A 12,137-nucleotide genomic window follows, 5' to 3' on the forward strand; every position below is an offset into this window, starting at 1 on the left:
CCTCTTTCTCATTTATTCCGCAGGAGGCGTGAACGTACGCTGTGCAAATTCAGCATCCAGCATATAAAACGCGTTGCTGTCTTTATCAATGCGTTTCAGCTTCGAAATGATACCGTCGAACAAGGACTCCTCTTCTACCTGCTCATCGATGAACCATTTCAGGAAGTAGATCGTCGCGTGCTCGCGCTCGCTGAGCGCAAGGTCAGCAAGGTTGTAGAACTTGCGAGTGTTTTGCTGTTCATGCGCGTAAGCACGCTCGAACGCATCCAGCATCGATGCATATTCGTTCTTAGGCTCATGCAGAGCAGACAAGGTAGCACGACGGTTGCGGTCGTTTAGGAATTTATATATTTTCATGCCATGGAAACGCTCTTCCTCAGCCTGGATAATAAAGAAATTCGCAAACCCGTCCAGACTTTCACCAGAACAGTAGGCTGCCATTGCAAGATACACATGCGCCGAATAAAATTCAAAGTTCATTTGTTCGTTTAAAGCTTCAGCTAATTGATCATTCATTACTTATGCACCTCTTCTTTTTCGGAGTTGCCTCTATCTTAACACAAAAAAGGAGGACGGCAAAAGCCGCCCACCCTATATTTATCCAATTAATTTTTTTAATTCTTTATAAAGCTTCTCGGCTGACGGAGCGCTGACCATCTTGGACTTCACCACGGCAAAACATTCATGCCTGCATGTTTTGCAATTTCCGAGACAGTCGGACTTCTTCATCTTGATGTCGGGAAACTTATCCTTCATCGCCTTATAGACCGGCTTCGTCCCGTTTTTGAAATTTTTGGTGCAATATTTGATCTTCAATAGGTGTGTCACCCCGCTGCCGCAACGGCTGTCTGATTACGGTTGACGCTTTTGTATGATCAGGCAATCGTCCGCTCGATCCAAAAGGCCCCCTATCAAATGATAGTAATAATCATTACCGTTGTCAATAGCCACGGGGCAGCGGCCAAACTTATTTTTTCAATAGTTCTATGCCTCGCTGCAGCTGAGTATCTTCCTTATCCAGCTTTTCCTTGAGCAGCTCAACAATTTTGTACGCCGTCTTGTCATTAAGCGATCCGGTAACGTCCACCTTCTCTGCCTTCTGAAAAGCGCGCATCGCCGCCTCCGTCGCATCATCGAACAAGCCGTCTTTGCCCACGGACGCATAACCGAGCTCCTTCAGCATGGATTGCAGCGTCTTGACGTCTTCGCCGTAGCTGCCGTTTTTCAGCTCGCTGCCGACCGGAAGCGGCCGTAAGCTTGCAAATGCAGGCAGGCTGACAACCTCATTAGGCATGACGCCAACCTTGTGAATCCACGTGCCAGCAGGTGTTTTCCACTGTGCCTCGGTCAAGCTGAGCACCGAGCCATCCTTAAATTGCTCAAACGCCTGAACGACGCCTTTGCCATACGTTTTCTCGCCAACGATCGTTGCTCCCGCCGACTCCTTAAGCGCGGCTGTCAACACCTCGCTTGCACTTGCCGACTGGCCGTTCACTAGCACAACGATTGGAATCGTCCACTCTTCCTTTTGGGTCGATTTATAAACAATCGGGCTGCTTTCTTCTTTATAGACGACCTCCAGAATCACTTTTCCCTTCGGAATCAGCTTACTGCCAATCGCAATCGTCGGCTGCAGCAGTCCGCCTGGATTAGAGCGAAGATCCAGCAGCAGCTTCGTCATGCCCTGCTCCTTCATTTTCGCTACCGCTTCATCAAATTCTGTAGCCGTCTTCTGGGCGAAGCGGCTAATCGTAATATGTCCGATGCCATCCTCCAGCATCTCTGAGGTTACGGTATACACTGGAATCGCCTCACGCTTAAGCGTGATCTCGATTGGCTCCGTCTCTCCCAAGCGCTGCAGCGTCAGCGTCACCTCGGTACCGGACTTGCCGCGCATAAGTGCAATCAGATCCTGAAACTTAATCGCCTTCGTATCCTGGCCGTCAACCGCCGCAATAATATCGCCGGATTGCACGCCTCCGCGTTCTGCCGGCGCTTTGGGGGTCAGCGCATGAATGATGAACTGCCCATCCTGCTCACGCACCTCCGCCCCAACTCCAGAAAACTCGCCTTCATAACCTTGCGTATAGGCATCGCCCTGTTCCTCGATTAAATAGCGGGAATACGGATCTTCAAGCGATGCTACCATTCCCTCGGAGGCGCCATTAATCAAATCCTCGCCATCCGCTCCATTTAAATATTTATCCATAATGGTATTGTAGGATACCGCAAAGTTCTGGAATGCAGGCTCTTTCAGCATCGGATAACGATGCCCCATCCAGAGCCACCCCACTGCGAACCCGGCAACCATAAATAATATAGCCCCAACCAGGCCAATTAACAGCACTCTGCGCCGTGCAGCAGCATGTGTAAAATACCTCAACTCGTCATCTCCCCAGGTTCAACTCTCATCCGCTTTCTTTACTGTATCTTATTGAAGGGGGATGGAGCAAATTTTCACAAAAGAACCCGCCGCTGCTCTCGTGCCGAGGTGAGACAGGCCTCAATTACCGCAGTCCCCGCTATCGCATCTTCAGGACCAAACAGCGGCTGTTCCTCACCAGCGGCAATCTGTGCAATTCGGTTGATTTGCATCACATACGTGTTCAGGTTGAAAGGCCCTTCCTTACGCTGGCCATCCTCCGTATGTACGAAAAAATAATCCTCTTCACCCGGGCCAAAAGCGTTCGGCAGCTCAATCCGCCCCTTCGTCCCGAGAATTTCCATGCGGTTGCGGTAAGCCGCCCACATGCCGCAGTCGAATACGAGGCTTACATCATTTCCGAACTCCAGAATGCCAGAAGCCATCATATCTACCCCGCCATGACGATGCCTGCCGTCTGTGCCGCCTTTGCCATTTCCCCCGCATCCGCTGCCGTGATTGCAAATGGTTTCTCGCAAAGCACATGCTTGCCGGCCTCAGCCGCTTTAATCGCCCATTCTTTATGTAAATGATTCGGCAGCGGAATATAGACCGCATCAATATCCGGGTCAGCGAGCAGCTTCTCGTAGGAGCCGTATGCTTTTTCAATGCCTAGCCGCTCTGCTGCCTCAACAGCTCGTTCGATGCTGCGGCTTGCAATCGCGACCGCCTCGCCTCGCTCTGCCTGCTGTATGGCTGGAATCATCGTATGTATCGCAATACTCGCACCGCTTAAAATTCCCCATCTTAGCTTCATCCTTGCCCATCCTCTCTCTATCCATTCTTTAACAGTCTTTTCTATTATACAGGAAAAGCCGGTGATCGCTTGTACGAACGCCGATTTTTCGCTACAATCAACCTAGCTTATGTACACGATAAAGATGCTTGGAGAGGGGAACATATTGTCATTATGTATAAACTAATTGCAATTGATGTAGACGATACACTGTTGAACGATGAACTCATTGTGACTGAAGGAACGAAACGCGCCATGGAGGAAGCGATCGCGAAAGGCGTAACGGTGACGCTGGCTACCGGAAGAATGTACGCTTCGGCCAGACAAATCGCTGAGCAAATCCAGCTCAATGTGCCCATCATTACGTATCAGGGCTCGCTAGTAAAAACGCTGCTGGACGGCAAGGTGCTGTATGAGCGCAGTGTGCCTACCGATGCGGCCAAGGAGCTGTATGCTTTTACAGAAAAACATGGCCTGCATTTGCAGCTTTATGTCGATGACCAACTGTTTGTGAAGGAAGCGAATGATAAAGCACTTATGTATTCGCGCCTATCCAAAATCCCTTACACGGTAGCACCAGATTTCGAGGAGCTGCTGGAGCAGCCGAATACGAAAATGCTGATTATCGATGAGCCGGACTATCTCGATGAAATTGCTGAGCAGCTCAAGGCGCTTATCGGCGACCGTGTGCATATTACGAAATCCAAAGCTCATTATTTAGAGTTTATGCATAAAGAAGGGACAAAAGGACATGCGCTGCGTTTTATGGCTGAGCATCTTGGCTGCACAATGGACCAAACGATTGCAATCGGCGATGCATGGAATGATCACGAGATGATCGAAGCGGCTGGACTTGGCGTAGCAATGGCTAATGCGATTCCAGCGCTGAAAGAGGTTGCTAATTATGTGACGCTTAGCAATAATGATGAGGGCGTTCGTCACGTATTTGAAAAATTCGTTTTAAACTCGTAAGGGATAGGTGTAGGTGAGATGGGATTCTGCGCTGCGCGAAAAGGTGGGGGTTACGATCGCCATTGCTGTTGAATTTCCTCGAATTAGCCGTGAACGGCTGAAATTCCACAGCAAGGAGATTAGGCTTCGAAGCCGCTTTCTTCCAGAAAGCTCTGTTGAGCACTTCGTTTCTCCACCCCCACCTTTTCACTCCGCTACGACCCGCTCACCTATACAACCTTAAAGCGTTTACCGATTTTTTTGGGGCAATAAAACAAACCGTGGAGCTGGCTCATTTAATCGCCAGCTCCACGGTTTGTTTGTTGTTACAACATTTATTACAATGTCTAATTACATGGTTACAAGCAACTGCACTTTTGACTGCAATTAAATACCTGCAAGCACTTGGTACCAGATGCCCTTTTTGGAATAGAGCGTCTTCTTTACCTCGGGCCAGCCGCCGAGGTAGCTGATGTCGAACAGCTGCTCAGGAACTACGTATTTGCTCGCCGATTCCTTGGCTACTGTCTCATTTACAGAACGGAAACCGTAATCGACAAGCACACGCTGCGCTTCATCGCTGTGCAAATAATGGATGAATGCTTCGGCCACCTCGCGGGTGCCGTGCTTGTCTGCATTTTTGTCTACTACCGTCGCTGGGTTTTCAATCAGAATCGTGCTTTTCGGCACGACGATATGATAGTCCTTACCCTGCTTAATGCGGGCGAGCAGTTCGTTCTCATACGTCACGATCACGTCGCCGACACCGTATTCGAACGCCGCCATAGAAGCACGGCCGCTTTTATCAAGCGATTCTACGTTGGCATGGACCGCCTTGAGGAAGTTTTTTGCAAATGCCGGGTCCTTGGCACCTGTCTCTTCCTCCGACTGCTTCAATCCCGCGCCGTAAATTGCATTAATATCCCACTGGGCGCCGCCAGATGTTTTCGGGTTCGGATAGACAATCTTTACTCCGCTGCGAGTAAGATCGGACCAATCTTGAATGTTCAGCGGATTGCCTTCACGTGTGCCAAGCACAACAATCGACTTGGTCACAAATTCGCCGTCCGCTTGCTCCTTCCAATTCGGGTTGATAAGTCCCGCATCGGCAATTTTGTTGACGTCACCCTCCAGCGCCAGCACGGCAACGTCGGCATTAAATCCACCTATAATGGCACGCGCTTGTGTCCCAGAGGCTTCATAGGATTCCTGAAATACAACCTTTTGTCCCGTTTGCTGCAGCCAGTAAGCCTGGAACTGCGGCAAAATTTCGGCGAAAGCATCCTTCACTATGGAGTATGCACCAATGACAAGCGTGACATCGCCGTTTGGAACGGAAGATTCCACCGCCGGATCATTGCCTTGCGCTTCGCCGCAGCCCGCTGCAACAAGCAGCAGGGCGGTCGCAAGCAACAGGGCAAATATACGGCGGCTTGTTGTCTGAATAGCATTCATAATGGCATACAACTCTTTCTGCTCGATGTTTTCAAACCCAAGCTATTAGATATGAATTGGCATTGGATCTTCCTTCAGGCTGTTTTCCTGAATCCAGCTCTCTTGATCATTAAACAAATACGCCCGGTGCACCAGCACTTGAACGCGGTCGCCCGGCTGCAGCACATCCTTCTCCAGCGAACGGTAGGTAACAAGCTTAACCGAGCCTACCTCAAGCTCAACCAGCCACTCGCTGCCGCGGAAATGAATATGCTTAACGTTTGCTGCAAGCGTCGCAGATGCAAGGCGAATTTCGCCCGGCTTGCCGATTTCTATATACTCGGGGCGGATGAGCGCCTTTGTTCCCGGTTTGCCAGCAGCAGAGTCAAAGCCTTTCAATGCGCCAACATCCTCGACAATTGTCGATTCCCCGATAAAGCTCGCTACGAACGGCGTCTGCGGGTCCTTGTAAATCGCCCATGGCGAGCCCTTCTGCTCCAGCCTGCCCTTGCTGATAATCATAATTTCATCAGCAACCTCAATCGCCTCATCCTGGTCATGCGTGACGAAAATCGACGTAATGCCAACGCGCTCAATCATTTCCTTGAGCCAAGTGCGCAGCTCCGTGCGAATTTTCGCATCAATCGCCGCGAAAGGCTCATCGAGCAGCAGCAGCTGCGGCTCAGGCGCGAGTGCTCTAGCGAAGGCGACACGCTGACGCTGGCCTCCCGATAGCTGGTGGGCATAACGATGCTCAAAGCCTTTCAGCCCTGTAAGCTCAACAAGCGTCATCACACGCTCGCGGATTTGTTCTTTGGTTTGCTTTTTCACCTTAAGTCCAAAAGCGATATTATCATAAACGGTCATATGCTTGAACAGCGCATAGTTCTGGAATACAAAACCGATTCCGCGCTCCTGCGGCGGCAAATCATTGACGCGCTTGCCATGGAATACGATATCGCCAGAGGAAGGCGACTCAAGCCCTGCCAGCATGCGGAGAATTGACGTTTTGCCGCCGCCGCTCGGCCCCAGCAGGCCAATGAGCTGGCCTTTCTTAATATCGAAGCTGACATCCTGCACCGCATGAAAATCCCCGAAGCTTTTGTTTAAATTACGGACTTCAATATGCATGGCTTAATGCACTTCCTTTCGTTTCTTGGCCCATTCCATTAAAAGCAGCAATCCTACGGAGAACGCCGCAAGCACGAGCGCAACCCCGTTCGCAGCCACAACATTAAAATTTTCCACATCCTGATACACGAGCGTCGTTGCCGTCTGCGTCTTATTCATAATATTGCCGGATACGACGAGCACAGCGCCAAACTCGCCAAGCGAGCGGGCAACCGTCAGCACAACACCGTAAATGACACCCCAACGAATCGACGGCCATGTCACCTGCCAGAACGTATACCACGAGTATGCGCCAAGCGTAGACGCCGCCTCCTCCTGCTGGGCCCCGATTTCCTGCAATACGGGCAGTACCTCGCGCACCATGAGCGGGAAAGTGACGAACAGCGTTGCAAGCACCATGCCTGGCAAGGCGTAGACGATTTTAAAGCCCGACGCTTCAAAAAAGGTTCCAATAACGGTACTTGGTCCAAGAATAAGGACAATCATCAAACCGCCGATAACCGGAGACACTGCAAACGGCAGGTCTACCAAGCTGTTCAGCAGGCGCTTGATACGCGGCCCAATCCATTTTGCCCGTACCAGATAAAGCGCAAGCATGACCCCGAAAAGTGTGTTTAATGCGGTTACAATAACGACGATTAATGCGGTCATCTTAAGAGCATGAAGCGATTGCTGCCTTAGCAGCCCTTCAGTAAAACCGCTCCAGCCTTCTGCCCAGGACCCGAGCACGATTTCAACAAGCGGTATGATAAGTAGAAGTATAAATACGACGTAAGTGAGCGTAATCCATAGTTTTCTCATTGGCCCGGCCTCCTGGATTGAATCAGGTTAACCGTCCACAAGATGACGAAGGATAAGGTGAGCAAAATAACGGAAACCGCCGCTGCTCCCTGCGGATTATCGCTTTCGATTTCCCCAAAAATATAAACTGATGCAATGAGCGTTTTGCCAGGAATGTTGCCCGCTACTAGCACAACTGCACCAAACTCGGCTATGCCGCGCGAGAATGCCAGCATCGCTCCGCTTATAATACCTGGAAGCATCGACGGTAAAATAATGCGAAAAAACGTCAGCGCTCTTGAAGCACCCATCGTATACGCCGCTTCTTCCTCCGAGCGATCCAGCTCCTCCAGCAAAGGCTGTACAGCGCGGATAACGAATGGGAAGGTGACGAACACCATCGCGATAATAATCGCCGGTTCATGGAATACGATATCGAAGCCAAGCTTCGTCGCCAAACCGCCAACAAAGCTTCGTGGGCCCAGCAGCAGCAAAATCATCAGCCCCGCAACCGCTGTCGGCAAAGCAAAAGGCAAATCGACGAGCGAGTTGAGAAATCTTTTCCCGGGAAATTTGTAGCGAATAAGCACCCAGCCAATCAGCGTTCCGAGAAAAATGTTGATTATCGTCGCAATAACGGCGAGCCTGACGGTGAGCAGCACCGCTTTCCACGCGAGAGGATCGCTTACGCTTACCCAGAACGGCTGCCAGCCTAGCGACAGCGATTGCGTGTAAATGCCGAAAATCGGAATAATAATCAGGATAATAAAATAAAGCATAACCGTACTTCGGAAGCCGAAGCTCCACCATTTGTTTCGAAACATAGCATTCACGTTGACGTTACCCTCCAGACCATCGACTCGTGTCGTAGGTGAAACCACAGACGAAAAGCGAAAAGTAAAAAAAGAAAGCAAAAAAGATAATCCCTATTAACAAACTTGGTATTATCAATTTAGCAGATCATATTAGTCCAAGTCAATGCTAATTTGGCCTTTTATTTGTGGAGTTCAACTGATTGCTGGAAATAGGGTCTGTGCTGCGTGAAAGGTTTGGCTTACGATCGCTGTTGCCCGCGGAATTCTTCGATTGTACCATGTTTATGGTAGAATTCCGCAGGCAAAGGCGAGCGCTCCGCTTCTCCAGCTCAAACCTTTCACTCCGCTCCGCCCCTCTTCCAGCTACAATTGAAAAACCACAGAACAAAATCGCCAAAACCGCTCAGTAAAAAAGATAAAAGAATACAGATAAAAAATAAAAGAACAAAAACAATAAACCATGACAAAAAACGCCTTATTCATTATCCCCAATGGGTTTATGAATAAGGCGCTTTTTTGCAATTATTAAAAGCAAATGATGGGCTGCTTATTCGCCCTCAATATAATAGACGCTCTCGCCTGCTTCTATCTCGGCTTGGCCCTGCGTCAAATCCGTCATCCACGCAATAAAAGCTTCCGCCTCCGGCTCCGCCGGCAAACAGCTGACGATGACGCGGTCCGTAAACTCGGTGCCGCCTACGCGTATGCCACGGCCGTGCAGCTCGTTCTCCAGCTTGCCATACCAAGTATAGTCAACGGAAACCCGCACCTCGCGGTGCAGGACGTTTACAATCTCGCCTGCCGCTTCGATTCCGGCTACCGCGCCGTCTGTGTAGGCCCGGACGAGTCCCCCGGCGCCCAGCATCGTGCCGCCAAAATAGCGGGTGACAACGACGGCGATATTTTTGAGACCCTTGTGCTTAATGACCTCCAAAATCGGCTTGCCCGCCGTGCCGCTTGGCTCGCCGTCGTCAGACTGCTTCTGGAATTGGTCACGCTCCCCCACCATATAGGCGGAGCAGTTATGCGTAGCGGTTTTGTGCAGCCGCTTGATCTCGTCAATAAACTGCACCGCTTCCTCCTCGGTCTCTACTGGCTTTGCATAGCCAATAAAACGGGAGCGCTTGATGACGATTTCGGCATGGGCCTGCTGCCTAACCGTTCGGTAACGTTCAAGCTTCATCAGGAAGGAAGTCGGAAACGACGCCTACAGGCGCGCTTCCAGCTCCGCTTTCTCCTTCTCGTAGCCCGGTTTGCCAAGCAGCGCGAACATATTTTTCTTGTATGCTTCTACGCCCGGTTGGTCAAATGGATTTACGCCGAGCAGGTAGCCGCTGATGCCGCAAGCCTTCTCGAAGAAATACACGAGGTAGCCGAAGGTGTATGGCGAGAAATCTGCAATGTTGACGATAAAGTTAGGAACTTGGCCGTCTGTATGCGCAAGCAAAGTGCCTTCAAATGCCTTTTTGTTGACGAAGTCCATCGTTTTGCCCGTCAGGAAGTTCAGACCATCCAGATCCGCATCGTCATGGCCGATGGAAATGTGCTCGGACACTTCCTTCACTTGAATAACGGTTTCGAAAATGTTGCGGTTGCCCTCTTGGATGAACTGGCCCATCGAGTGAAGGTCTGTCGAGAAATCAACGGAGGAAGGATAGATCCCTTTGTAGTCCTTGCCTTCGCTCTCGCCAAACAACTGCTTCCACCACTCCGATACGAAGTGAAGCGAAGGCTCGTAGTTAACGAGAATTTCAGTTGTTTTGCCTTTGCGGTACAGCGAGTTGCGGGCAGCCGCGTATTGGTAGGCTTCATTTTCAGCCAGATTCGGGTTGCTGTATTCTTTGGCAGCGTCAGCCGCGCCTTTCATAATTGCATCAATATCAACGCCAGCCGCTGCGATAGGCAGCAAGCCTACAGCTGTCAATACGGAATAGCGGCCGCCTACGTCATCAGGAATGATGAACGACTCGTAGCCTTCTTCGGATGCGAGCTTTTTGAGCGCGCCTTGCTGTTTGTCCGTCGTTGCATAAATACGCTTGCGTGCAGCTTCCTTGCCGTATTTTTTCTCCAGCAGTTCACGGAACAGACGGAAAGCGATCGCTGGCTCGGTCGTTGTGCCGGATTTGGAAATAACGTTGATCGACCAGTCGCGGCCTTCAAGCAGCTGCGTCAAATGCGTCACGTAAGTGGAGCTGATGTTGTTGCCGGCAAAAAGCACTTGCGGCGTCTTGCGCTGCTCATGCGGCAGCAAGTTATAGAAGGAATGCGACAGCATTTCGATCGCTGCGCGCGCGCCTAGGTAAGAACCGCCGATGCCGATTACGATCAGCACCTCGGAGTCCGATTTAATTTTTTCAGCCGCTTGCTTGATGCGGGCGAATTCATCTTTGTCATAGTTTTCAGGAAGGTCAATCCAGCCCAGGTAGTCAGAGCCTGCACCCGTGCCGTTATGTAGTTGGTCATGCGCAAGACGAACCTGCTGCGTCAAGTTGTCGATCTCATTTTGCCCAATAAAAGTTAGTGCTTTGCTGTAATCGAAATGTACCGTTTTACTCATAAACAAATAAGCCTCCTTAGGAATATAAACGGCATCGCTGCCGTTTTTAAAATATCGTACGATTAACGGCGGGGCTCAAGCTTCCCCCCACTGATAATCAACATCATGTATAGCGTCAAATCTACAATATCGGATTTAAACTATAAAAACAAGCTTATAACAATGAAATCTTGATGAAGAAGCCGTATAATGAAAGGAAAACGCTAACCATGGGAGGAACCTTTTGATGAAAACAGCAGCTTTTATCGGACTTGGTGTAATGGGTATGGGAATGGCGGCGAACCTGCTGCGCAAAGGCTATAGCGTCACGGTGTACAACCGCACGCCCGGAAAAGCGGCAGCGCTAATCGAGCTTGGAGCGACTGCAGCATTAACTCCGGCCGAAGCGGCCGCTGGCAGCGATGTCGTGATTACAATGATCAGCAATGATCAAGCAATACGGGACGTTTATTATGGTGAAAATGGGATTTTCAGCGCCGTCCGTTCCGGCACTGTGCTTATTGACAGCAGCACCATCTCGCCAAGTCTGGCGCGCGAGCTAGCGGCAACCGCCGAGCAGAAGGGCGCCTCGTTCCTCGATGCCCCGGTTACAGGCAGCAAGCCGGCAGCCGATGCCGGAACGCTTGTATTTATGATTGGCGGCAGCAAGGCGGTGCTCGACGCCAATGACGACATTTTGCTAGCAATGGGCGGCAAGCTCATCTATATGGGCCGCAACGGCAGCGGCTCCATTGCCAAGCTGGCGCATAATACAATCGTCGGCATCAACGTTGTTGCGCTGACGGAAGGCATGGCGATTGCCGCAAGCGGCGGGCTCGACAGCAGCGCCTTTCTAGAGCTGGTGCAGGCCGGCAGCGCATCGAGCAAATCGGCTGAGCTGAAGGGCCCTAAGCTGATCAATGCCAACTATGATGTGCAGTTTTCGCTGGAGCTGATGCTCAAGGACCTTAAGCTGTCCTCCGTGCTGTCAGACAGCCTGCGCGTGCCCACACCGCTGCTGGAGTCGGCGAAGAGCATGTTCCAGGTCGGCGAGTCAATGGGACTGAGCGGGCTGGATATGTGTGCCGTAGCGCAAGCGTACGAGCAGTATATCGGGCGCAAGCTCGGCGGTGGCAGCTTGTAGGCTTGCAAGTGCGCTAAGCTTGCCTTGTGCGCTAGGCTTGCCTTGCGTGCTAGGCTTGCCTTACGTGCTAGGCTTGTCTTTCTAAGAAGCAATGTTTAAGCGCGAAGCGATAGGAATGGAAGAGCATGGATAGCGAAGGCCATTCGAATGCTCCTCTGATTATAAAACCGGATACAGCTTGTCCTTTA

At 50.8% G+C, this 12,137-nt stretch carries 11 protein-coding genes and 1 pseudogene; 2 read left to right on the forward strand and 10 right to left on the reverse strand.

Annotated elements, in window-relative coordinates; all coding sequences use genetic code 11:
* Positions 1-12 precede the first annotated feature (12 nt).
* From MHB80_RS22310 to MHB80_RS22325, 4 genes and pseudogenes are all read right to left on the reverse strand, one after another.
* Complete coding sequence (locus MHB80_RS22310; protein ID WP_056041379.1) at positions 13-516, reverse strand: ferritin; 504 nt, start codon at positions 514-516, stop codon at positions 13-15.
* An 81-nt stretch (positions 517-597) separates the two neighbouring features.
* Positions 598-828 (reverse strand): DUF1450 domain-containing protein, encoded by a 231-nt coding sequence (locus tag MHB80_RS22315; protein ID WP_341279046.1) that lies wholly within the window; start codon positions 826-828, stop codon positions 598-600.
* 139 nt (positions 829-967) lie between these two features.
* Complete coding sequence (locus MHB80_RS22320; protein ID WP_341279047.1) at positions 968-2,383, reverse strand: S41 family peptidase; 1,416 nt, start codon at positions 2,381-2,383, stop codon at positions 968-970.
* 74 nt (positions 2,384-2,457) lie between these two features.
* Positions 2,458-3,179, reverse strand: a pseudogene (locus tag MHB80_RS22325) (Gfo/Idh/MocA family oxidoreductase).
* 153 nt (positions 3,180-3,332) lie between these two features.
* Between MHB80_RS22325 and MHB80_RS22330 the strand changes: the two are divergent.
* Positions 3,333-4,130: a Cof-type HAD-IIB family hydrolase gene (locus MHB80_RS22330; protein WP_341279048.1), complete on the forward strand. Its 798-nt coding sequence runs from the start codon at positions 3,333-3,335 to the stop codon at positions 4,128-4,130.
* Positions 4,131-4,496: 366 nt separating this feature from the next.
* On the opposite strand, the gene MHB80_RS22335 is transcribed toward MHB80_RS22330, so the two are convergent.
* The 6 genes from MHB80_RS22335 to MHB80_RS22360 all read right to left on the reverse strand — a co-directional run bounded on the left by MHB80_RS22335 (position 4,497) and on the right by MHB80_RS22360 (position 10,826).
* Positions 4,497-5,564: a sulfate ABC transporter substrate-binding protein gene (locus MHB80_RS22335; protein WP_341279049.1), complete on the reverse strand. Its 1,068-nt coding sequence runs from the start codon at positions 5,562-5,564 to the stop codon at positions 4,497-4,499.
* Between the two features lie 45 nt (positions 5,565-5,609).
* A complete protein-coding gene (locus MHB80_RS22340; RefSeq protein WP_341279050.1) occupies positions 5,610-6,674 on the reverse strand; it encodes an ABC transporter ATP-binding protein in 1,065 nt (354 codons plus the stop codon).
* 3 nt (positions 6,675-6,677) lie between these two features.
* Complete coding sequence (locus tag MHB80_RS22345; RefSeq protein ID WP_341279051.1) at positions 6,678-7,475, reverse strand: sulfate ABC transporter permease subunit; 798 nt, start codon at positions 7,473-7,475, stop codon at positions 6,678-6,680.
* Complete coding sequence (gene cysT / locus MHB80_RS22350) at positions 7,472-8,278, reverse strand: sulfate ABC transporter permease subunit CysT (protein ID WP_341283048.1); 807 nt, start codon at positions 8,276-8,278, stop codon at positions 7,472-7,474. The genes MHB80_RS22345 and cysT overlap by 4 nt, the downstream gene beginning before the upstream one ends.
* A 538-nt stretch (positions 8,279-8,816) precedes the next feature.
* A complete protein-coding gene (locus MHB80_RS22355) occupies positions 8,817-9,452 on the reverse strand; it encodes a YigZ family protein (RefSeq protein ID WP_341279052.1) in 636 nt (211 codons plus the stop codon).
* A 24-nt stretch (positions 9,453-9,476) separates the two neighbouring features.
* A complete protein-coding gene (locus MHB80_RS22360) occupies positions 9,477-10,826 on the reverse strand; it encodes a glucose-6-phosphate isomerase (protein WP_341279053.1) in 1,350 nt (449 codons plus the stop codon).
* A gap of 226 nt (positions 10,827-11,052) precedes the next feature.
* Between MHB80_RS22360 and MHB80_RS22365 the strand changes: the two genes are divergently transcribed.
* A complete protein-coding gene (locus MHB80_RS22365) occupies positions 11,053-11,949 on the forward strand; it encodes an NAD(P)-dependent oxidoreductase (protein ID WP_341279054.1) in 897 nt (298 codons plus the stop codon).
* The last annotated feature ends 188 nt before the right edge of the window (positions 11,950-12,137 follow it).

The sequence above is a fragment of the Paenibacillus sp. FSL H8-0537 genome (genome assembly GCF_038051995.1).
Taxonomy (GTDB): domain Bacteria; phylum Bacillota; class Bacilli; order Paenibacillales; family Paenibacillaceae; genus Pristimantibacillus.

What these genes read in the sequence shown, in the direction of transcription:
- MHB80_RS22310 (WP_056041379.1), bottom strand. Translation starts at nt 516, where the DNA reads ATGAATGATCAATTAGCTGAAGCTTTAAACGAACAAATGAACTTTGAA.
- MHB80_RS22330 (WP_341279048.1), top strand. Translation starts at nt 3,333, where the DNA reads ATGTATAAACTAATTGCAATTGATGTAGACGATACACTGTTGAACGAT.
- MHB80_RS22335 (WP_341279049.1), bottom strand. Translation starts at nt 5,564, where the DNA reads ATGAATGCTATTCAGACAACAAGCCGCCGTATATTTGCCCTGTTGCTT.
- MHB80_RS22340 (WP_341279050.1), bottom strand. Translation starts at nt 6,674, where the DNA reads ATGCATATTGAAGTCCGTAATTTAAACAAAAGCTTCGGGGATTTTCAT.
- MHB80_RS22345 (WP_341279051.1), bottom strand. Translation starts at nt 7,475, where the DNA reads ATGAGAAAACTATGGATTACGCTCACTTACGTCGTATTTATACTTCTA.
- cysT (WP_341283048.1), bottom strand. Translation starts at nt 8,278, where the DNA reads ATGTTTCGAAACAAATGGTGGAGCTTCGGCTTCCGAAGTACGGTTATG.
- MHB80_RS22355 (WP_341279052.1), bottom strand. Translation starts at nt 9,452, where the DNA reads ATGAAGCTTGAACGTTACCGAACGGTTAGGCAGCAGGCCCATGCCGAA.
- MHB80_RS22360 (WP_341279053.1), bottom strand. Translation starts at nt 10,826, where the DNA reads ATGAGTAAAACGGTACATTTCGATTACAGCAAAGCACTAACTTTTATT.
- MHB80_RS22365 (WP_341279054.1), top strand. Translation starts at nt 11,053, where the DNA reads ATGAAAACAGCAGCTTTTATCGGACTTGGTGTAATGGGTATGGGAATG.